Raw genomic sequence first — 20,888 nt, 5'->3', positions numbered from 1 at the left:
GATATGTAATATGGCTACTGGTGGATGTTTGATTAGTAGTGGTGTTGCTATGGGAATTAATAATAATTTTAATAATTATTTTGCTATTCCTACGATAATTGCGGGAGCAAGTGAAATTATAAATAGTTTATTGTTGCCATTAGGCAATACACATAATAATATAGAGTTACAAGAAGTATTTACTGATGAAAGAGCAAGATTAATTAACACTAGTGTTAGTGATTATCAAAGTACAAATGACAGTATGGTTGATGTTGATTTAAATGATGATAATATGTCGGAGATTAATTTAGATAGAGCAAGTTTAAACTGGGATTATTCTTATGCTTATACATTAGGTGGTGTTTAAAATGAAAAAAGATAAATGAAAAAATATGCCAAGACAAAAGTTACATAAGAAAAAAGCAAAGCGAAATTTTGAACAAAGATTAAGTGAAAATATGAGTTTTGATAATTTTTTAGGAGGTAAAAAATAATGGTTAAATGAATAGTTGTAATATTGGCTGTGTTTGCTACTTCTTGGTTTTTTAAAGGTACTATTAAAAAGTTAGTTTGAAAATTTAAACATAAAAAACATGATATAGTTGATCCCGATTGTTGATATTGTAAAGAACAAAAACGGAAAGAAAGAGCAAGAAAAGAATTAGAGGAGGGAGGTGATTAAAATGCCCGCAGGTTTAACCGCACTATTAAATATGATTGGAGGTATTGGCCAAAAATTATTAGAATCTTTTAGTTATGTATTTGATTGAGTATTTGCTGGTGATTCAATTATGACAAATTGACCAGTTTTAATTCCAATATTTATGATGGTCTTAGTATTTATTAAAGAATTTATAGGACATATTATTCGTGGATTTAGGTAGAAAAAACTAAAGTTGTTTTTAGGAGGTAATAGTTATGATTAAATTATTTTTTGCAATAATTTTTGTTTTTCCTTTATTAGGTAAACTTTTACCTTCTTTAAATAATATTGTGCAAAATATTTTGCAAAGTTATATTACTGATTTTTCCGGTTTACATAATTTATCTTTGGTTATTAAAAGTTTTATTTTTGGTGATAGTTCACAACAAATAGTTTCTATGCCAGCACCATTGTTAGCAATTATTTTAGTACTTTTTACTTTTTCATTAATTTTAAAATTATTAAAAATAATATAGGAGTAGTTTATTATGGGTGTTGCTTTTATTTCAAAAATTTTAGAATTATTTGCGCAAATTTTTATGAAATTTTGAAATTTGCCAATGGCAGATTTGGGTTTTAATTTGGGGACTTTTGTTGTTTTTATTCTTTTAATAAAGTTTGCTATGTCAGTTTTTTTAAATATTGATATTCAGCCAGTTTTTACATCGGGTACTGTAAAGCAAAGTTATAGAAATATTAAAGGAAGTTCAAAATTTGTTGGAAAGCAAATTGCTAAACAACATGAAAGAAAACGTTTAAGAAATAAGGCTAAGGGTGTTGAAAATAAAAAAGGGAAGTTTGTAGGTGCTTAATTTATGAGTGATTTTGTTAATAGTATATTGCATTTAATTTTTATATTTTCTAGTAATGATATTAGTATATTTTTAAATCAACCAAATATTACTGATGAAGTTTATATTTTGTTTAATTTGACTTTTTGGTTGGTATTAGGTGTATTTTTTAATTTTATTTATCGTAGTATTAAATTTGTTTTTAGGTCATTATTTGGGTAGGTGTTAATTATGAGTGTTTGAGATATTTACAATAAAATACATCAATGTATAGTTGATTATTGAACTATGTTTATAGGTAGTCCAGTTGATGATTTTACTACTATTTTATGAAATTTAGTGGTTTATGGAACTCAGTTTTTTATTGGATTTATTATATTTTATGGTTCATGGTGAATTTTAAAATGTTTATTTGGTAAATAATTATGTGATTTAAGTTTGTTAAATTATTTTTTGTTGTAAATAGTACTGTTCAAGCACCAACTAGTTTAATTGTTTTTAATGCACCTAGTGAAAGTAATTACACTATAACTAGCGATATGGTTAAACCCGTTAAATATAATGATTTTAATGATTGAGCAACTATTCCATGAAACTCTGCTTATTTTGATGTTGGCCAACCAGATTTAAAATTAGTTTCTGCTGTTGTACATAAAACTACTGATACTCCTTATTCAATTCAATTTCATTCTGATGTGGTAGGTAATTTTGATAGACGAGTTAGTGATTTGTCTACAAATTATGATTTTACAGAGCAAGATTTAAACCAGTTATCTCTTATTTTATTTAATCATAATTATATACAAACTGGTAAGTTTAATGAGTTAGTTTTTTGAAATTATAATGTTTCTAATAATTTAAGTTTTAAGTTGACTTTTGAAATTACAAAACCTTTGAGTTTTTATATACAAGGTTTTATGTTTTATATTTCTGCTGAATATTTTAGTTATTTTTCTTCTATTTATACATTTTCATTTTTAGATTATGAGGGTAATATTCGTTATAATTTTAAAGGTGTATTAAATGATAAAGATAGTGTTTATAATTTAGGAAAATATAATTTTGTTACTATGCCGGTTCGTGTTCCAAATTTAAAGCATTTAACAATTGATTTTGATTTATCTTCGTTAACTAATCGTGACGGTTTGCATGTTAAATTTGGTCAGATGAATATTTTTTCTTCCAAAGATATTGTTCCAGTACCACCAAATAGTCCTTTTAACCCTGAGTATGAACGTGTTAGTTGATATGATGTTTTTGGTCATCTGCGTAATGCTTTTAGATGAATACTTTATGGTGTTGTTGGTAAAGTTTTACCAGTTGAACCATTAAGACAATTTCTTTTTACAACAGATAGTTTATTACGACATATTTTTTCAGATACGATTAGTACTGCTTTAAATGTTGATATTGTTAGTGGAATAGAAAATATTATACCTTTATGGTTATTTGTTAGAGCAATTAGTTTAATTATAGGTTAGGAGTTTATTATGGAAAATAAAAGATTGTTTTGATGTGAAATTTTGATTACAGTTGTTGTTTGTTTTTAACATCATTAGTTACTGCATTATTTTTTAATTTTGATGTAGATAAATTAAAATTATTTTATGAAAATTCTGGTTTTGATGTTCAATTTTTATTGTTTATTTTTAATTTTATTTTTTCTTTTGTTTTTGGTTCATATTTTATGAAATTTTGTTTTTGAATTAAAAGTAAGTTTAAAAATAAAAATAAGGTGGTTAAATAATGCCTTGATATGGTTACGTGTTATTGGTTATAGGTTTGATTATGATTATTTATCCAATTCTTATAACTATTCGTAATGTTAAAATTTTAAAACGTGTAGGTAGTTATATTATTTCAGCGCCACCACGCACTGGTAAATCTGCTCTTGCTTGTTTTTTAGCACAAACTCATAAAAAACGAGTAGTTAGTCCTTTTCCTATTAAATTAAAAAATGGTTATTCTTATTTGGTTAATTATAATGATGTTTTTACTTTTAATCAGTTAGCAAGTAATTATGCTTTTGAGGAACAAGATTTAATAATTTTAGATGAATTAGCATTAAAAATAAATTCTAATGATTTAGGAGTACAGTTTAAAAATCAACAAGAAAGTTTAGGACAATTTTGTAAGTTAATAGGTCACATGTTTAATGGTACAATGTATTTGATTGAACAACACCCTAATAGAATACCAGTACAAGCAAGAGAAAAAGTAGAGTATGTTGTGCAAGTTAAAAGAATGCGTTTTTTGGGCTTTGTTGTTATATTTAATCTTAATTTATATACTAATATTGAGGATTATAATAAAGTAGTGTTTTCACGACGTAGAACAAAGAAAATGATTAAAAAAGGCATAATGCCTCCAAGTTATAGCGGTGAAGCAATGGCTATGACTTTATTTTTTCCTAGACATTGGTTGAAAAGGTATAATTCTAGGGCTTTACATTATGTGCATGAACTTAAAAGTGAATTATCACCTAAGAAATACCTTAAAGAAGCAAGTAGTATCGATATGACTTATAGTGATATTAAATTTGCTGGTTTGGATAAATTGGATAATATTTTAAAGAAAAAAGATAAACTTAAAAATAAAGATAAATAAAAATGATTATAGTCCCAGTGAACCTACTGGGACTATAATTTGGGTGAGCCACGTAGTGGCGAGGGACGAAGTCCCTATATACTTGAAATCTTTATTGGTTTTTAAATTAACTTATTATTTTTAAGCGAGGTAAAAAATGAAAAACTTAGTAAAATTATTATCGATCTTAACAATATCAACACCAATACCATTATCAGTTGTTGCTTGTGATAATAACACAACACAAAAAACAGAATTAAAAGATAAAATTACTAAACTAACAACAAATATTACTGTAGATGTTAATAAAAGTAATAAAAAATTAGATACATTAATAAATAATACAATAGAAGTTAAAAACTTAAATCCAAAGTTAGGTAACCCTGTAATTAAATATTTTAGTGATAAAGAAGCTAAAAATGATATAACTGCTAAATTACAAAAAGTTGGTGATTTATATATAGTTATTACTAGCAATAGTAATGATTTGAATTATCAAGGTTCAACAGCACCAATTAAAATAAATATAAAAGAACAATCTGATAAAACTGATTTAAGTACTATTATTCAATTAACTGGTTTAGACATTATTGCTAATCCAAGTAAAAGTTATAAAGAATTAATTAGTAATATAAATAGTTTTGATGAATTTAAGTCAACACCATTAGCTGCTGGTTATCAACTTCAATTTTATAACGAAAATAATGAAGAAATAACAAACAATAAACAAGAACTTGAAAAAGTATCTAAAATAGTTGTCAAAATAAGTAGTAATTCAAATGATCCAAATTATCAAGGTTCAACAATGATTGATATAACTAAACAAACAATTATTTCAGATATTGATATGCAAAATTATTTTGCAAAGACAACTTTGCCATTCGCTTCATGAGCACCAGCAACTTCAACTAAAGAAACAATGAATAAACAAGAAGCAGTAACAGATGTTATAAATAAATTAAAAAAATTACAAAAAAATTCAGAATTAGCTGTTAAAGTTTTATTAAAAGGTATGTATAAAGAAAAAATTGATTTTAATAAGCTTAGAAATGAAAATGAAATTTATGATAAAAATGAAAAGCCAGTACCTAATGATTGATTTAAAGATAAAGAATCAGATAAAGAAGCAAATGTATTGATTTTTTATGGTAATACAGAAACTGGTTATTTTTATCCTATAAAAATAAATATAAATTAATTTATTAAAATTTATGATAAAAAATAAACTCTCTTTTAATTAAAAGAGAGTTTTTATTATTTAAACTTTTTTATTTTTTTCTTTTAAATTTTGATGTTTATAGAACATTCTATTTTCAATACTTGCAATACGAGCAGTTGATTCACCAACATTAATATTAACCAATGCTTCATCAATTGCATAGATCTTTGCATCTAAGTTATCTAAATGATGTAAAATTTCAGCTTCTATTGTTTTTGGTAAGACAGGTGAACCATATTCATATTTACCATGACTAGCTAATATTAGATGCTGTAATAAAACTACGATTTCTTCGTCTAAGTTAATATTTAATTCCTTACAAGCAAGTGTAACTTGCATTGCACCTAATGAAATATGACCAATCATTTTACCTGATAGTGTATATGAACTAATAGGATTATTATTTAATTCAACCATTTTTCCATAATCATGCATAATGATTCCTGCATATAATAGTTCACTATTAATATTACGATCATTATAAAGTGCTACTACTTGTTTTGCCATTCTTAACATTGTTACTGAGTGTCATAATAAACCGCTTTGAACAGCATGATGCATTTTAACTGCTGCTGGTCACTTTTTATAATCATCAATATTTTTTTTATTAAAACATTGGATTAATACTTTTTTTAAAATTGGATTTTTAAATTCCTTTATTGTTTGACTAATTTCAGTTCATGCTTCAATAATATTAATTGGTGCTTGTGTAAGTAATAAATCATAATATTCACTAGGATTAGTAATAATAGTTCAATTATTAATTTTTAGTTGTATTTCATTATTATAATTAATGCTATTTGCTTCAATTTTAATTACTTGTCCTATTGTTAATTGTTCAATAGTTTCTTTGCTTACGTCTCAAATTCTTGCTGAAATTGTCCCAGTTTTATCTTGTAATTGTAAGTTTAAATAATTAGTATTGTTAGAAGCAACACCTTGAATTACTCGATTAATAATTACTACTAAACTTAAAACATTATTAGGTTTAATATCTTTAATTACAGTCATTTTTTAGTTCCTTTCTATCATTTTATATCTTTGATATTTAGATATTTGATAGCTAATTCTTCATACATTTTTCTCATTTTTAATTGTGCATCATTAATGGTTTTATCAACACAAACAAAATAGAATTTAATTTTTGGCTCAGTTCCACTAGGTCTAACAGCAAATCATGAACCATCACTGAAGTAAAATTTTAGTAAATTTTGCGATGGCATTCCATGTAAACCAGTTTGATAATCTTCAACTTTAATTGTTTTAATATTATTAAGTGTTGGTATTTTACTAGTTCTTAATGTTTCTAACATATTATTAATAGTATTTTGTCCTGTTTTGCCTTTTAAAATAAGATTAACAGTATAACAGTAATAATATCCAAATTTTTGATAAATATTTTCTAAAACATCAACTAATGTTTTTTGTGACTTTTGATAATATCAAGCCGCTTCTGCTGCTACTATTGCTGATTGAATACCATCTTTGTCACGAGTAATATCTTTAATAACATAACCATATGCTTCTTCAAAACCAAAAACAAAGTTAATGTTACGTTCTTTTTCTTTTAGCATTTCTGCACCAATTCATTTAAAACCAGTTAACGTTTTAATAACTTGACATCCATATGATTTAGCAATCATATCAGATAAATTTGAAGTAACAAATGTATTGTACATAACAGGATTTTTTGGCATTGTTTTATTAAGTTGATAATGGCTTAATAAATATTCTAATAAAATTGGTGCTGTTTCATTACCTGTTAATAATACATAATCATTATTATGTTTTACAGCAATACCAATGCGATCAGCATCAGGATCATTTAAAATAATTAATGGTGCATCATGTTTTTTAGCATGTTTAATTGCTAAATCAAATGTTGGTTTTACTTCGGGATTGGGCGACACTACACCTTTAAAATCAGGATCATAGTTAGCTTGCTCTGTTACTAAAATAATTTCATAACCGCATTGTTCTAAAATTGGTTTAACTCATTCACGACTAGTACCGTGTAGATTAGAAAATACAATTTTAAAGTTACGATTTTTAACTTGTGGATAAAACTGTAAATTTTTAATATCGTCACGATAATTATCTTCTACTGTTGAAGGCACTTCTTTAATTAGGTTAGTATCATAATCGAATGTTAATTGAAAATCATCAGGCAATTGTTCCATTTTATTGCTAATTATATTGGTAACATTAGGAAGAAATTGACAGCCATATTGATCATAAATTTTATAACCATTATATTCAGGAGGATTATGACTGGCTGTAATAACAATTCCAGCAAGAGCATTAACTTTTCTAATACTATATGAAAGTACTGGTGTTGGTCTTAAATCATTATTTTTAAATAAAAAAACAGGAATTTTATGTTTAGCTAAAGTTTTTGCTGTTAACATTGTAAATTCTGCTGAAAAGTGACGATTATCATGAGCAATAATAACACCACGAAGTAAGTCTTTTTCAGAAAAGGCAGATTTTAAATATTGAATAAATGCGACAGTTGCCTTCATAATAATAATTTCATTAATTCTGCCAGTACCAACTCCAGTAATACCACGCATGCCAGCTGTACCAAATTCTAAAGTTGTAGTAAAAGCATCTTCAATTTCACTTTTAGACATTGTAGTTAATTGTTTTTTTAAGTGTTGTGGTAAGTTTTGGTTTTTTCAAATCTCATATGTTTTTAGTACATTCATTATTATTTCTCCTTTATAATAAAAAATTAAGTTTATAGGTAAATCATACTATAAAATAAGAAGAAAATAAATTTTAGTAGTTAATCTAAACATAAACTTTGAATTAAATAATAAAAAATAAAATTATTAAAAATTTCAATTTCAATCTTTAATAATTTTATTTTATTTTTATATTGATTGTGAATTGGTTTTATTTAGAATTGTTATTGGTTGTTTGTCATTTTTAATAGAATTTATTGCTTTAATGTTTATTTTTTTATTTGGTTCTGAAGTTTTAATTAGTTTATATAATGGTACTTGTTTGTTATCTTTATTAAGATACTGATCACTAGTAATAGTACCAACAAGTTTTTCATTATTATTTAGTAATATTTCAGCAAGAGATGTTGTTATTGGTAATTGTGGTTTAATTTTTCTTGAATTTGTTGTTGTTTTTTCTTTTTCTGTTATAAGATTTTCTGATTTTTTACTATATAGCACTTCTAAATATCTCCTTTTTCAAATTAAAAACCTATTTACTTTAAAATAAAAGTAAATAGGTAAAAACTTATATTAATTTTAGGAAAATTATATCATAATATCTATATTAAATATAGATATTTTTCATTTATTTTTGTATTAGATAACTATTGTTTAATTAGAAATAGTTACCTCCTTAGAAGTTTTATAATTTAATTGTTTATAAAAAAATACATGTATATGAAATTAAATATTAATACTTATATAAGTGTTAATTATAATTTTCATCAAAAGTATTATTTTTTATGTTATTATATATTCATAATTTAATAACTGTTCAGTCCTAATATAGATATATCTCTATGTTAGGATTTTTATTAAATTAAAGTTTTAAAGAAAAGGAAAAAAGATTAAAAGAAATTCCTAAAGATAAAACTAAAACAAATTAATTAAAGTAGCAGTAAGCAATAGAACAGTTCTTGCTTATGCTTGAGACCCCAGATTAGTCAATAAGAAACATTGTGAGGTTGAGTTACAAATTATGAAACAAATGATTATTTTTGTTTCTATTGTTACACCTGACTATGTAGAGATGAAAAGCTTAGTTAAAAAAATGACAAAAACAAGTGAGTGATTTAATAAATAAAACTGAAGTTCCAATCAGTGAATATAAAAAATTTTGTTTTAAAAACAATTTCAGGACAATTATAAATAAAGATTACAAATGTAATCTTTATTTATCTCTTTATATTAATTTTAAGTTATTAATTTTTTTTATTGATTTTACTTGGAATTTCTTGTAAATGAGTTACAATTGTATTAAAGTTTTAAAGGAACTTTGGAACAAAATATTTTGGTTTTTTTATAGACCTCGTTTAAATTTTTGTATTTAAATTAGGTTTTTTGTTTTATTATATCGTTTAAAGGAGTGAGAAATATGAAATCACAATTTTATAGAGATGGAATAATTTATTATGCAATGAATTTAGAAAAGTGAGCAAATGTTGAAAATAAAACTTACTTTATAAAATATCATGATGTGATTTTAAAATTAACTGATATCATTAATTGTTATGATTTAAAAAATATTTCTGAAGTAAAAGTTTATAAGTTCTTAGCAGATGCTTTTAATAGTCGAATTTTAAAAGAAGTAGGGGATAACTAATGAAAATTAATTTAGAAGAATGCACAAATAATAAAATAAAATATTTAGAATCATTACCAGAAAGAACTAATGGAATGTCTTTAGTTATGTATCCAGTAAATTCATGAGCAGAAATAGTTAATAAATGTGCTTGCAGTAATTGTAGTGATGAAGAAACAGCAGTAGTACTACAAACTAAAAAAGGTCCTAAAATATAAACCATTATAAAAAAATAAAAGCCGTAATTAATACGCCTTTTTTTATTTTATAATGGAGCGGGTGATGGGAATCGAACCCACGTCTTCAGCTTGGAAGGCTGTAATAATACCATTATACGACACCCGCAGTTATGTTAACCACCATGTATTTATATCATATTACTAAAATTAAAGTCAACTACTTTTGATAAACAAGTTAAAAAAAATTATTTTTTAATCTTTTTTTCAATATGTTTATTTTTTTTCTTTTTAAATAAAAGAAGTTTTTCTTTAAAGAAAAAAGAAACAATGACAAAAATAATTGAAGCTATAGCAAAAAAATGAGCAATTAATCATATAATTCAGAATTTATTAATGTTTAAACTAAAAAGAAAAGTTGTGCACAATATTGTGATAATTAGTGACAGTGTTAAAAATACTAATAAAATTTGTTTTTTATTAGTAACTCATATTGGCATAATAAAAATAAATAGAATTATACTAGTAATTGGTCAAATCATAATTTGAATTGAAGTATTCATAATTTTGGCAACAAATGAGTTTTGAGATTTAGGAAAAAAAATATTAGTCATAAACATTAGTCAAACTAAAAATAAAAATAAAGAAGCAATTGTTAAAGTTATTTTGCTAATTAATAAAATTTGTTTTAATTTATTTTTTTCCATTTCACTCACCATTTAATAATAAGTTTTGTAATCTGGCATTTTAATGCCAGATTACAAAAAAACCTAATTATAATACTTTATCATAAGTATACTAAAATATTTTAAAAAATATTATTCTTTGTTTTTTTCTTTTCTTTTTTGTTTTTTATGACTCTTAAAATCCATTATGACAAAGAAAATAAAAAGACCAATAATACTTACTAAAGAAATTACCATTAAAATAATTGCTCCAACATCCATGTTTTTTAACCTCTTTCAGTTTTTGTTTTTATTTTAAATAATTTATTAAAACCATTATGAATATTTTTATGATAAGTTAAGATAAAAGTTAAAAGTAAAACTAACCCAACACCAAGTGTTAGACCAACTGTACCATAGACAAAATTAGCATTGATAATATTAATAATAAAATCATAGATACCAGTAGCAATATTAATTAAAATTAAAATTGGTGCGATAATTAAAATTACTATTTTATATCCTTTTGTTCATTTCATTCATGAATTTTCATTATTATATAATTTTAATGTATCATATAGTTTTCAGCCATATGGACTAATACCAATTAATAAAATAAACCCAATTATTAGTAGTCAAATTTGTGCTACTCAGATTGCTAGCCCATTAAACAGCGCTGGTGAATTACTAAAGGTAAATAATACTGATACTGCCATTGCTCCTAATAATGATATTGCTAATGCTTGTTTGCGCTTTAAATGAATTTCATATTCTAGACCATTTACCATTGATTCAACTTGACCAATTAGTGAGGACATACCCGCAAAGAAAAGTGTAACAAAAAATAATATTGCTAAAATATTTCCTAAAATAGGAACTTGATTATTAATAATAGCAAATAATTGTGGTATTACTTGGAAAATCAAAGCAGGTCCTGCTTGAAATACATCTTTAATATCAGTTTTACCTTGATTTTGAGCAATTGCACCTATTGAATTAAAAACAATAATTGTTGTTAATATACCAATAACGCTAGTACCAAAGGCTACTACAAAAGCTTGATTAGTACTATCTTGTTTTTCAGGAGCATGAGCTGCATAAATATAAATGGTTCCTGTACATGTTGATAACATAAAGAATGATTGACCAAAAGCATCTTTTCATAATCCAGGATTTAATAATTCTTTAGCATCTAAATCAAACATTACATTTAATCCAAGTTTAGCACCTGATAATGTACTAGTATAAATTGCTAAAATAATAATCATTAAAAATAAAAATGGAATCATAATTTTATTGGCTTTTTCAATTCCTTTTTCAACACCACCTAGTAGAATGATACCCAAAATAATTCATACACCAATTGTTGCAAGTAAAATCATTCAATTTAAGTTACCTAGGCTATTTAAATTGCTAATATCTTGATCATTTGTTTGTTGTAAAATATTATGATAAAAATAAGAACCTTTATTTAAATTAGAAATAAAACTAATAATAATATTAATTAAAGTTCATCCTACTAAAACACTATAATAAGTACTTAGTAAAATAACGGTTGTTGAATGCAATCAAGAGAAAAAAGCACCCTTTTTACCTCCAACCTCACTAAAAAATTCAATATGATTTTTGCGATATTTATTACCAATTGTCATTTCAATAAATAAAACTGGTATTGCACAAATTACCATACATATTAAAAAAGGGATTAGAAAAGCACCATGATGGTTATACATTTGAGTTGGAAATCCTCAAATACCACCTAATCCTACTGCCGAACCCATTACTGAAAGTAAAAATCCTAATTTTGAGATATTTAAGCGTTGTTTTTTCATATTAATAAATGACCTCCTTTATAACAGTTAATTATACAAAAAAAATATTTTATTAAAACTAATTTCAGTAAATAAAATTTTGCGATGTTATTTATTAATAATGTGTATTGGAAAATATATAGAAAATCAAAATTTTATTTTATTTAATAAAATGATATTATTAAAAATAAATAATAAGAAAAAACAAGGTTTTTAAGTAAATTTTAAAAAAGTAATATTAAAAAATAAAACTCCTCCTTATATAAGGAAATAATAAAAATTTATTTTTAATATTATTAATTTAATTATTTAAGTTATTAAAATTATTTTTCATAATTTCAATATTAATGATTATATTACTTTCATTTATTTAATATAGGGTTATAATACAAGAAGTAATAAATAAAGACTAGAGTTTAGCTCATATTTAAGAATTGTAATTCTTAATATGGGTGTTTTTATATTAATTTTATTACTTTAAATTATTTTTTAGAAAGGATGAAAAATATGGATTCATCACCAGCAAGAAGTTATTCTTCTACAGAACAATTATTACCAAATGATTTAATATCAACTAATAATAGAAATAGGGTAGTACCTACTATAAGAGATGTGTTACTTACTCTTGGTAATTGAATGGTAACTGGGGGTAACTATTTATTATATCAAGATGGAGTATTATCACTAGCACCAGCATTATTTTTTATGTTGGAAGGAGGAATTAATTCAAAAATTTCGTTAACTAATTTAATATTAAGATATTGAAATATTAATAATGTAAGGATTAATAATTTATTAACAGGAGTGAGTTTTGCAACAGCACCATTATTACCACTAGCAGTAGCTTGACTTAACTGACCAACACCCAATCCAGATACATTACCTGTTACATATGCTTTTATTACAGCAGCAGCAGCTTCAAGTTTAAATCATATAGTGACAATTAGTAAAAAAATATCAGAATGTTGTGCACCTAATAATGAAGAAAATGCAATAAATCAACAACGTAATATATGACAAAAAATAGGTAATACAGCTGCAAGTTTATTAGCACCAATAACTATTGCTAGTGCAATTACTGGTGTTAGTCTTTTTGCATATCATGAATTAAGTAATCCAAATAATAATGATGATGACCAACCATTTTATAAGAAAAGATCAACGGCTTTTTGAGACACAATAGCTGGTCTTGCAATAGTTGGTACTGGTTTATTAGTAAATACTGGAATGGAATTATATGAAAATTGATGTGCGGATGTTAATGATTTTGATGAGGAAGATAATTATGAAAATATTTCTAGCAGTACATCTTCACCATCATCATCAAGTTCTGAAGATAGTGATGATAATAATCCATTATTAAATAAACCTTTTAATCCAGAAAAAATTAATAATGGAGAGGAAACACAATCAGTCATGTCAACTTCTCATGTTGTTGAAATAGCTGATCCTAAACCACTTAATACAGCAGCATTAAATTCTGAAGAACGTTTGCCTGTTAAACAACAATCTTCAGAACGTCGATTATCAGTTTAATAATATTTAATATTATAAAAATAAAAAGGTATTCTTTTAAGAATACCTTTTTATACTAATAATTTAATATTAGTGGTGCCCAGAGCGGGACTCGAACCCGCATGATTTCTCGGTAGATTTTGAGTCTACTGCGTCTGCCATTTCGCCATCTGGGCAAAATATAGTTTACTTGCTTATAAAAAATGAGGAATACTTCCTCGTCATTAATAAATATATAAAATGGTGCCCAGAGCGAGACTCGAACTCGCACAACCTGTAAAAGTCATCGGATCTTAAGCCCGACGTGTCTGCCATTTCACCACCTGGGCATCAAATGGTGTCCCCGGCAAGGATCGAACTTGCGACACCTCGGTTAAAAGCCGAGTGCTCTACCGCTGAGCTACGAGGACAAATTAATAAAATATATGGCTGAGGTGGTTGGATTTGAACCAACGCATGACGGCGTCAAAGGCCGTTGCCTTACCGCTTGGCTACACCCCAATAAGTAATATGGTGGAGGGGGAGGGAGTCGAACCCCCGAACTCGAAGAGATCTGGTTTACAGCCAGGTGCAGTTGGCCACTTTGCTACCCCTCCATAAATAATAATGGTGCTGATGACAGGAATCGAACCTGCAACCTACGGTTTACAAAACCGTTGCTCTGCCGGATTGAGCCACATCAGCAGGTAAATGGTGGAGTATGACGGACTTGAACCGCCGACCTATTGCTTGTAAGGCAATTGCTCTCCCAGCTGAGCTAATACTCCTTATTTATTGTTTTATTAGAATTATTTATTCTTAAAAAACCTTAATCATTATAATAGATATTTTTCACATTTACAATTATTTTTTAAAGATAATGTAAAATTATTTTATTTTTAATTATTTTTTAAAAGAAAAGTTAAAAGAAAAAACCAAAAAAAATAATTTTATGTTAAATATTACTATTTTATACCTATTTTCAGTTTTATATATTTTAAATATAATATTTTTTTAAAGTTTGCTAAAATTTTTTTGAGCCATATTTATATTAAAAGAAAGGGAAAATTTATGCAAAAAATTTGAAAAAAATTATCAAAGTTAGATAAAATTAGCATTTACGTATTTATAACTATGTTAATAGTAATGATTTTAGGATTAATTTTAATTGGAACAGTATCTTGAACAGTTAAACCTCTAGGAGCTAAAGCGGCTGAAAGTCATGATGGGTTTTGAATTTTAAGAAATTCTCATCCTTGAACTATTGGAGATTTTATTAAGGGTAGTATAACTAATTTTGGTGTTACTATGTCATTAACTGATTTTTTTGATAAATTAAAAATTGCAGTTGCTGCATTAGGTGGAACTGCAACTTTAACAGGTACAGCAGCACAGTTACAAATAGGAGTAATCTTAGCGGTTATTGCTACTCCAATCTTATTTTTTACAAGTCTTATTATTTTTGGATACAGTTGTTATTTAAAAGTAGTAAAAAAATAAAAATAGCGATTTATTAATTTTAAAAAATTCTTATTTTTCACATTAAAGTAAGAATTTTTTTATTTATTTTATAGCAGTAATATAACAATGATATAATTAAAAAAAATAGGTGATAATAATGATAACTAAAAATTGATGAAAAAAATTACCTCTTGATGAAAAAATAATTACTATTTTATTTTTTTCTGGTTTTATATTTTTGTTATTAGGGTTAATTATGTTATTAAGTATTAAAATAGAAAACATTTTTAATGGATTTAATTTTATTTATATAAATGGTGTAATTGATAGTTTAATCTATCAAAGTAGTCAGGGAATAACAGTAGATATTTTCTTTTTAAAAGTAGGAATTATTTTTACTATTTTCTTAATGCCAATTTGTTCTGGCTGTAGTATAATTTGATTTATTATTAAACGATTAATTTTTAAAAAATAGAGGTGAATAATGAAAAATAATGATTCATTTATTGAAATTATAAATAAAACTTTGGATAAAACAGTTAATTTAAATTTTAAAACTTTAAAAGGTCATAATATTATATTTATTGTTGATATGGTTAATGGCTTTGCTAAAAAAGGAAATTTATTTTCACCCAATATTAATTTAATTATTAAACCAATTAAAAATTTATTAGCAAAAGTAAATACTAATGAAACTAAAGTTATTGCTTTTAATGATGCTCATAATGAACATAGTCCCGAATTTCATACTTTTCCTAGTCATTGTTTGGAAAATACTATTGAATCAGAGTTAGTAGAAGAATTAAAATTTGACAATATTAAGATTATTAAAAAAAATAGTACTAATGGTTTTTTTGCTTTTGATTTTAAGCCAAATTTACAATGGGATAACATTATTATTGTTGGTTGTTGTACTGATATTTGTATTTATCAATTTGCTATTAGTTGTAAAACTTGATTTAATCAGCACAATAAAGAAGTAAATGTTATTGTTCCAATGACAATGACAAATACTTATGATGAACCAGAGCATCCAGCTCATATTTTAAATCAATATGCATGATATTCAATGCTTAAAAATGGCATTACTATTGTTAAGGATGTTATTTAATTAAAGTAGAATTTTAAATAAAATAAATTTATATAAATAATAAATTTTATACATATTACATATTATTTAATAATTTTTATATTTAGAATAGAAATTATGATAAAATGATAAAATAATTTAATAAATGTTTATACCTAATATAGAAATTATTCTATATTAGGTTTTATTAAATTAAAGTTTTAAAGAAAAGGAAGAATAAAAGATGGCTAGTAAAGTAATCCAATCAGAAAGCGAGTATCAAGAACTTGAAAATCAACAATTAATAATAAATATTTTTGAAAAATTTGAATTTAATTTAAATTTTAGAAATATGACTTATGAAGATTTATCAATATTAAATATAAAATTATTAAATAATGAATTTAATGATGTTTATCAAGAGATTATTAAGAATAATGAAATAAATGAAAAATTATCTTTCATTTTTATTGAATGTATTAATCAAGGTTTTTCTGAAGAAAAAGCACAATATTCTATTCAAGAGCAAATAACTAAGCATATAGTAGAAAGTTTTTTAATTAAAGAACAAGAACAAAAAATGGTAAATGAAATAAATCAATTTGATTTTATAAATGCACCATCAACTAGCACTGGTATATATCATTTACCATCATTTAAAATACAACTTAACTTATAATTACATTTATTTAGATTATTATTTACAAAAAAATGTCATAATATAATATTGTAAATTAATAAGTGAAGAACAACTAAGTAAATTATATAAAAACCATTCTTTTCAGAATGGTTTTTATATAACTATATTTTAATGTTTTATTAAATTTATTATTAGGAAATTATTTTTTACCTAATAATGTAAACATTTTCTTTTTGTATACTTCAACACCAGGTTGGTTAAATGGGTCAACACCTAATAATTTTGCACTAACAGCACAAGCCTTCATAAAGAAATAACTAGCATAACCAAACATTTTGCCATCCATTGTATCCCATTCTAATAAAATATTTGGTGTTTTTCCTACTATTTCATCACTATGAGCTTCAATAGTTCCTTGTAAGGCAATATTATTAATTTCATGTAAAGAATGTTTTGTTAAATAGTTTAATTGATCATTGTTTTCTTTATCAAGTGGAATTTTGATATCTTCATTAGGTTTTTTGATTTTTATTACTGTTTCAAAAAACATTTTTGAACCTTCTTGAATAAATTGGCCCATTGAATGTAAATCAGTTGAAAAAACAACACTAGCTGGTAATAATCCTTTGCCATCCTTACCTTCTGACTCACCAAATAATTGTTTTCATCATTCACATAACATTTGCATTTGTAATTCATAGCTTACTAAAATTTCAACTGCTTTATTATTAGTTTTATGTAAATGATAGCGAGAAACTGCATATAAATAGGCATCATTAACATCAATTTTATCACTTTTACATTCTTTTGCTGCTAATTGCGCACCAGCAATAATTTCTTCACAGTTAATTCCTGCTACCATCATCGGAAAAATACCAACAGGAGTTAAAACAGAGTATCTACCACCGATATTATCGGGAATAACAAAGCTTTCATATCCTTCTTCTTTTGCCAAATCATGGAGTACTCCTCTTGTTTTATCAGTAGTAGCGATAATTCTGTTATTAACAATATTCTTATTTTTCTTTTGTTTAATTAATAGTTCTTTTAACAAACGAAAAGCTATTGCTGGTTCAGTAGTAGTTCCTGATTTAGAAATAACATTAATGGCAAATTCTTTATCTTTTAAATATGATAAAACTTGGTGAACATAAGTTGAACTCATGGTATTACCCATATAAATTACTTTAACAGGAGCGGTATTATTAAATAAACCTTGCACCATATCAATTCCTGCTCTAGCACCTAAGTATGATCCACCAATACCAATTACTACTAAAACTTGTATTTCTTTTTGTAGTTTCAATGCTAGAGTTTTCATTCGTTTTCAAGAGTCTTGAAAAGTAATGTCTTTTTGGTATGCAAATGGAAAATCAATTCATCCTAATCAACCATCTTCATTTTTAGCATTACTTTCCAGTTCAGCGTTAATCACCGTTACTTTTTCTTGATATAAAGTTGATAATTCTTTCATATCTAAATTAGTAAACTTTAAATTAGTTTTTATCACTATTCTATAACCTCCTTATAGTATTTAAAATTAAAATATTAATTCGTAATAATACTATTTAATATTTATAATAAAAATATAGTTGTAAAAATTTTAGATTGCAAGAAAAAAATAAAAAATATTACCATTAAATAGCAATATTTTTTATTATTTGGAAGAAAAATAGTATTTTAATTATTTTCTTCTTTTTTAAATCAATTATCAACAGTTTCTCTTATTGGTGCAAATCCTTTACCATTTTCTTCAATTGAAGAATTATTCTTTGCAACTAATCCTTGTTCTTTTGTACTTAAACTTAATTGTTGTTTAGTATGATCAATACCTGTTATTTCTGCTTTAACTGATGTACCAATTGTAAAATAATCACTAACATTTTTAACAAATTTAGGGGTAATACGACTAATGTGAATTAAACCAGAAAATCCATTTGGACACTTACAAAAAACTCCAAATTCCTTTATTCCAGTTGGAGTTACGGTAATAATGTCACCAACTTGAAATTGTTGAACATTTGATTCATTTTCTTCATTTTTAATAATTGTACTCATAATAAGTTAATTCCTCTTTCTTTTGTATAATTTAATAATACATAAAAATATTATAACATTATATTTAATCTTGAAGTTAAAATTAATAATATTAATTTTATGAATTTTTAAACATTAGAATGAGAAATTATTAATTGATTTTAAATTTAAAGATTATTAAAATATTAAATTTGTTAGCAATTTCTTTATTTTTAAAGAAATGAATGTTACTTGTAACAATATTACTAATTTTTTTTAATATTTTTCTTTATTTTATACTTAAAATGGTAAGTTAATATAGATATTTTATTTTATAAATATTATTAAAAATATTAGGATTTATTATAATAATCCTGATTTTTCAAGTAATTCTTCTAGAAAAGTTCCCTTGATTTTTTTTAATGCACCTCTACGGAAAATTTTTAAGATGAGAGGAACTTGTATATCATTAATTTTTTTCTTATCTCATAAAATATGAGTTGAATTCAATACTACTCTAATATCATATGCTGAAGCAAAAACTTCTGGTATTCCTCTATCAACCTTTAATAATTTATAGACAGCTTCCATAGCAGTTCTCACTGAATATTCGGTTGTAAAAACTGTATCATCTTCAGTTTCACTAAAATTACCAATAAACGCTAAATTTTTTGAACCTTCCGGAACTACTAAAGGACGATCACCAATTTCTCTTGGCATAAAGTATGAAGTAATAAATGGCATATAAACTGGTACCACATTACATGAGTTTTTAGCAAGTTGAAAGATTTCTTCTTCAGGAACACCAATATGATATAATCACTCTTGAGCTATTTCCATATTAAGTATCGTTTTTCTTTTATTATTTGTTTTTATAATTTTTTATGTTAAGATTTGTTTATTATTAAAATGTATAAAATTGGTTTTTTAAAACCTAGAACGCGGAAGTTTTATATATGGATATTCAACAAGATTTTTATGTTAAAAAAATTTTTTATGCTTGTTATGTTAAAAATGTTGTTTTACCTATTTCTTTTTTAAATAATATTGGAAATAAAAAAGGTAAATGTTATGTTGGAAATAAACAAAAATTGAGAAATAATACTTCTCGTACTAAAACTAATTTAATTCAAAAAGCATTACATAATTTTTATAATAGTAAAATGTTAAGTTTTGTTACTTTGACTTATAAAAATAATATGCAAGATATTAAAAAAGCAAAAAAAGATATTGGTTTATTTTTTATTAAATTAAAAAAGTTATGAAATGACCCTAAACGTTTTCAAAATTTAGGAGAATTAAAGTATTTTTATGTTTATGAATATCAATCTCGTGGTGCTATTCATTTTCATATAATTTTTAATAGAAAGATATATAAAAGTATGTTAGCAGAATGATGAACTCATGGTTTTAATGATTTAAAAGTAGTTAAAAAAGGTACAAATGAATTTGTTATTAAATATTTAGGAAAATATGTTACAAAAGCCATGGATGATGTTAAATCTATAAATCAGACAGATGTAGGTGTAAAGGCTTATGCTTTTAGTCGTAATTGTAAAAATCCTCTTGTTGTTCGTGGTATTAAAAAATTGACAATTGGAGATATAATTAAAGCAAGTTTTAATGCAACAAATGTATTTTATTTTAAAACTCAAAGAGATAGTAATGGTGATACTGTGATGATTGGTGCTATTATTGAGAGTACTGTTGTAAATGATTATTTTAAAGAATATGAAGATTACGAAAAATATGTATATTTAAGTGCTTTATCGTATAAACATTATTTATGGACTAGTGAAATTGGTTATTTAAATCATAGAGATAGAGATGTTTTGACTTGAGTTTATAAAGTTTTTGGTAGTAAAGTTGAAGAAATAAATTTTAAGAAAAAAGTTTTACATTAGTTTAATTTTTAGTATTTTTTTTATTTTTTTAAATTATAATAAAATATAAAAGGAGAAAAA

At 24.7% G+C, this 20,888-nt stretch carries 28 protein-coding genes, 8 tRNA genes and 1 pseudogene; 20 read left to right on the top strand and 17 right to left on the bottom strand.

Annotation, left to right across the window (positions count from 1 at the left end):
- Window positions 1-10 precede the first annotated feature (10 nt).
- The 12 genes from AACK83_RS08790 (at window position 11) to AACK83_RS08735 (ending at window position 5,260) form a co-directional block, all read left to right on the top strand.
- A complete protein-coding gene (locus AACK83_RS08790; protein WP_338957730.1) occupies window positions 11-349 on the top strand; it encodes a hypothetical protein in 339 nt (112 codons plus the stop codon).
- A 1-nt stretch (window position 350) separates the two neighbouring features.
- Complete coding sequence (locus AACK83_RS08785) at window positions 351-476, top strand: hypothetical protein (RefSeq protein WP_338956654.1); 126 nt, start codon at window positions 351-353, stop codon at window positions 474-476.
- On the top strand, window positions 476-664 hold the full coding sequence (locus AACK83_RS08780; protein WP_338956750.1) for a hypothetical protein: 189 nt from the start codon (window positions 476-478) through the stop codon (window positions 662-664). The genes AACK83_RS08785 and AACK83_RS08780 overlap by 1 nt, the downstream gene beginning before the upstream one ends.
- Window position 665: 1 nt before the next feature.
- Window positions 666-866: a hypothetical protein gene (locus AACK83_RS08775; protein WP_338956748.1), complete on the top strand. Its 201-nt coding sequence runs from the start codon at window positions 666-668 to the stop codon at window positions 864-866.
- A gap of 34 nt (window positions 867-900) precedes the next feature.
- Window positions 901-1,161, top strand: coding sequence for a hypothetical protein (locus tag AACK83_RS08770; protein ID WP_338956747.1), 261 nt, complete (start codon window positions 901-903; stop codon window positions 1,159-1,161).
- A 12-nt stretch (window positions 1,162-1,173) separates the two neighbouring features.
- The gene (locus AACK83_RS08765; protein ID WP_338957437.1) at window positions 1,174-1,497 is read left to right on the top strand and encodes a hypothetical protein; all 324 of its coding nucleotides are present in this window, start codon (window positions 1,174-1,176) and stop codon (window positions 1,495-1,497) included.
- Window positions 1,498-1,500: 3 nt separating this feature from the next.
- Window positions 1,501-1,698, top strand: coding sequence for a hypothetical protein (locus AACK83_RS08760; protein WP_338956743.1), 198 nt, complete (start codon window positions 1,501-1,503; stop codon window positions 1,696-1,698).
- A gap of 9 nt (window positions 1,699-1,707) precedes the next feature.
- On the top strand, window positions 1,708-1,899 hold the full coding sequence (locus AACK83_RS08755; protein ID WP_174481228.1) for a hypothetical protein: 192 nt from the start codon (window positions 1,708-1,710) through the stop codon (window positions 1,897-1,899).
- A gap of 2 nt (window positions 1,900-1,901) precedes the next feature.
- On the top strand, window positions 1,902-2,957 hold the full coding sequence (locus AACK83_RS08750) for a hypothetical protein (protein ID WP_338956741.1): 1,056 nt from the start codon (window positions 1,902-1,904) through the stop codon (window positions 2,955-2,957).
- A 32-nt stretch (window positions 2,958-2,989) separates the two neighbouring features.
- On the top strand, window positions 2,990-3,223 hold the full coding sequence (locus AACK83_RS08745) for a hypothetical protein (protein WP_338956739.1): 234 nt from the start codon (window positions 2,990-2,992) through the stop codon (window positions 3,221-3,223).
- Window positions 3,223-4,083, top strand: a complete 861-nt coding sequence (locus tag AACK83_RS08740) for a hypothetical protein (protein ID WP_338957761.1) — start codon at window positions 3,223-3,225, stop codon at window positions 4,081-4,083. The genes AACK83_RS08745 and AACK83_RS08740 overlap by 1 nt, the downstream gene beginning before the upstream one ends.
- Window positions 4,084-4,219: 136 nt before the next feature.
- Window positions 4,220-5,260, top strand: a complete 1,041-nt coding sequence (locus tag AACK83_RS08735; RefSeq protein WP_338957760.1) for a hypothetical protein — start codon at window positions 4,220-4,222, stop codon at window positions 5,258-5,260.
- A 60-nt stretch (window positions 5,261-5,320) separates the two neighbouring features.
- Here AACK83_RS08735 and AACK83_RS08730 read toward each other — a convergent pair whose 3' ends face one another.
- The 3 genes from AACK83_RS08730 to AACK83_RS08720 all read right to left on the bottom strand — a co-directional run bounded on the left by AACK83_RS08730 (window position 5,321) and on the right by AACK83_RS08720 (window position 8,469).
- Window positions 5,321-6,292, bottom strand: coding sequence for a 3'-5' exoribonuclease YhaM family protein (locus AACK83_RS08730; protein ID WP_338957759.1), 972 nt, complete (start codon window positions 6,290-6,292; stop codon window positions 5,321-5,323).
- Window positions 6,293-6,306: 14 nt separating this feature from the next.
- A complete protein-coding gene (locus tag AACK83_RS08725) occupies window positions 6,307-7,989 on the bottom strand; it encodes a phospho-sugar mutase (RefSeq protein ID WP_338957757.1) in 1,683 nt (560 codons plus the stop codon).
- Window positions 7,990-8,157: 168 nt separating this feature from the next.
- Window positions 8,158-8,469 (bottom strand): hypothetical protein, encoded by a 312-nt coding sequence (locus tag AACK83_RS08720; RefSeq protein ID WP_338957756.1) that lies wholly within the window; start codon window positions 8,467-8,469, stop codon window positions 8,158-8,160.
- Window positions 8,470-9,385: 916 nt separating this feature from the next.
- Between AACK83_RS08720 and AACK83_RS08715 the strand changes: the two genes are divergently transcribed.
- Window positions 9,386-9,613 carry a hypothetical protein gene (locus AACK83_RS08715; protein WP_174481002.1) on the top strand — a complete coding sequence of 76 codons (228 nt, stop codon included), beginning with the start codon at window positions 9,386-9,388 and terminating at the stop codon, window positions 9,611-9,613.
- Window positions 9,613-9,810 (top strand): hypothetical protein, encoded by a 198-nt coding sequence (locus AACK83_RS08710; protein ID WP_338957754.1) that lies wholly within the window; start codon window positions 9,613-9,615, stop codon window positions 9,808-9,810. The genes AACK83_RS08715 and AACK83_RS08710 overlap by 1 nt, the downstream gene beginning before the upstream one ends.
- A gap of 53 nt (window positions 9,811-9,863) precedes the next feature.
- Here the strand turns inward: AACK83_RS08710 and AACK83_RS08705 are convergent.
- The 4 genes from AACK83_RS08705 to AACK83_RS08690 all read right to left on the bottom strand — a co-directional run bounded on the left by AACK83_RS08705 (window position 9,864) and on the right by AACK83_RS08690 (window position 12,265).
- Window positions 9,864-9,937: transfer RNA gene (locus AACK83_RS08705), tRNA-Gly, on the bottom strand.
- Window positions 9,938-10,016: 79 nt separating this feature from the next.
- A complete protein-coding gene (locus AACK83_RS08700) occupies window positions 10,017-10,475 on the bottom strand; it encodes a hypothetical protein (protein ID WP_338957752.1) in 459 nt (152 codons plus the stop codon).
- A gap of 111 nt (window positions 10,476-10,586) precedes the next feature.
- Window positions 10,587-10,715: a hypothetical protein gene (locus tag AACK83_RS08695; protein WP_255495923.1), complete on the bottom strand. Its 129-nt coding sequence runs from the start codon at window positions 10,713-10,715 to the stop codon at window positions 10,587-10,589.
- A gap of 5 nt (window positions 10,716-10,720) precedes the next feature.
- A complete protein-coding gene (locus tag AACK83_RS08690; protein WP_338957751.1) occupies window positions 10,721-12,265 on the bottom strand; it encodes a sodium-dependent transporter in 1,545 nt (514 codons plus the stop codon).
- Between the two features lie 486 nt (window positions 12,266-12,751).
- Between AACK83_RS08690 and AACK83_RS08685 the strand changes: the two genes are divergently transcribed.
- Window positions 12,752-13,780: a hypothetical protein gene (locus AACK83_RS08685; RefSeq protein ID WP_338957750.1), complete on the top strand. Its 1,029-nt coding sequence runs from the start codon at window positions 12,752-12,754 to the stop codon at window positions 13,778-13,780.
- A 73-nt stretch (window positions 13,781-13,853) separates the two neighbouring features.
- On the opposite strand, the gene AACK83_RS08680 is transcribed toward AACK83_RS08685, so the two are convergent.
- From AACK83_RS08680 to AACK83_RS08650, 7 genes are all read right to left on the bottom strand, one after another.
- Window positions 13,854-13,935: transfer RNA gene (locus tag AACK83_RS08680), tRNA-Leu, on the bottom strand.
- Between the two features lie 65 nt (window positions 13,936-14,000).
- Window positions 14,001-14,088: transfer RNA gene (locus AACK83_RS08675), tRNA-Leu, on the bottom strand.
- Between the two features lie 6 nt (window positions 14,089-14,094).
- Window positions 14,095-14,169, bottom strand: a tRNA-Lys gene (locus AACK83_RS08670).
- Window positions 14,170-14,185: 16 nt separating this feature from the next.
- Window positions 14,186-14,260 (bottom strand) — tRNA-Gln (locus AACK83_RS08665).
- Between the two features lie 10 nt (window positions 14,261-14,270).
- Window positions 14,271-14,355: transfer RNA gene (locus AACK83_RS08660), tRNA-Tyr, on the bottom strand.
- A gap of 11 nt (window positions 14,356-14,366) precedes the next feature.
- Window positions 14,367-14,443 (bottom strand) — tRNA-Thr (locus AACK83_RS08655).
- A gap of 7 nt (window positions 14,444-14,450) precedes the next feature.
- Window positions 14,451-14,526, bottom strand: a tRNA-Val gene (locus AACK83_RS08650).
- Between the two features lie 283 nt (window positions 14,527-14,809).
- Between AACK83_RS08650 and AACK83_RS08645 the strand changes: the two genes are divergently transcribed.
- The 4 genes from AACK83_RS08645 (at window position 14,810) to AACK83_RS08630 (ending at window position 16,947) form a co-directional block, all read left to right on the top strand.
- Window positions 14,810-15,238, top strand: coding sequence for a hypothetical protein (locus AACK83_RS08645; protein ID WP_338957748.1), 429 nt, complete (start codon window positions 14,810-14,812; stop codon window positions 15,236-15,238).
- A 118-nt stretch (window positions 15,239-15,356) separates the two neighbouring features.
- A complete protein-coding gene (locus AACK83_RS08640) occupies window positions 15,357-15,674 on the top strand; it encodes a hypothetical protein (protein WP_338957746.1) in 318 nt (105 codons plus the stop codon).
- A 9-nt stretch (window positions 15,675-15,683) separates the two neighbouring features.
- Window positions 15,684-16,310: an isochorismatase family cysteine hydrolase gene (locus AACK83_RS08635; RefSeq protein WP_338957744.1), complete on the top strand. Its 627-nt coding sequence runs from the start codon at window positions 15,684-15,686 to the stop codon at window positions 16,308-16,310.
- A gap of 202 nt (window positions 16,311-16,512) precedes the next feature.
- Window positions 16,513-16,947, top strand: a complete 435-nt coding sequence (locus AACK83_RS08630; protein ID WP_338957742.1) for a hypothetical protein — start codon at window positions 16,513-16,515, stop codon at window positions 16,945-16,947.
- Window positions 16,948-17,107: 160 nt separating this feature from the next.
- On the opposite strand, the gene AACK83_RS08625 is transcribed toward AACK83_RS08630, so the two are convergent.
- From AACK83_RS08625 to AACK83_RS08615, 3 genes and pseudogenes are all read right to left on the bottom strand, one after another.
- Window positions 17,108-18,418, bottom strand: a complete 1,311-nt coding sequence (locus AACK83_RS08625; protein WP_338957740.1) for a glucose-6-phosphate isomerase — start codon at window positions 18,416-18,418, stop codon at window positions 17,108-17,110.
- Window positions 18,419-18,588: 170 nt separating this feature from the next.
- Window positions 18,589-18,966 carry a S1 RNA-binding domain-containing protein gene (locus tag AACK83_RS08620; RefSeq protein WP_252318945.1) on the bottom strand — a complete coding sequence of 126 codons (378 nt, stop codon included), beginning with the start codon at window positions 18,964-18,966 and terminating at the stop codon, window positions 18,589-18,591.
- A 321-nt stretch (window positions 18,967-19,287) separates the two neighbouring features.
- Window positions 19,288-19,761, bottom strand: a pseudogene (locus tag AACK83_RS08615) (oleate hydratase); the annotation flags it as partial.
- 119 nt (window positions 19,762-19,880) lie between these two features.
- On the opposite strand from AACK83_RS08615, the gene AACK83_RS08610 reads away from it, so the two are divergent.
- A complete protein-coding gene (locus AACK83_RS08610) occupies window positions 19,881-20,828 on the top strand; it encodes a rolling circle replication-associated protein (protein ID WP_338957736.1) in 948 nt (315 codons plus the stop codon).
- The last annotated feature ends 60 nt before the right edge of the window (window positions 20,829-20,888 follow it).

Source organism: Spiroplasma endosymbiont of Tiphia femorata (genome assembly GCF_964020225.1).
In the GTDB taxonomy this organism is placed as follows: Bacteria; Bacillota_I; Bacilli_A; order Mycoplasmatales; family VBWQ01; genus Spiroplasma_E.
Note: the sequence above shows the minus strand (reverse complement) of the source record. Positions and strands in the feature narration are given on the sequence as shown.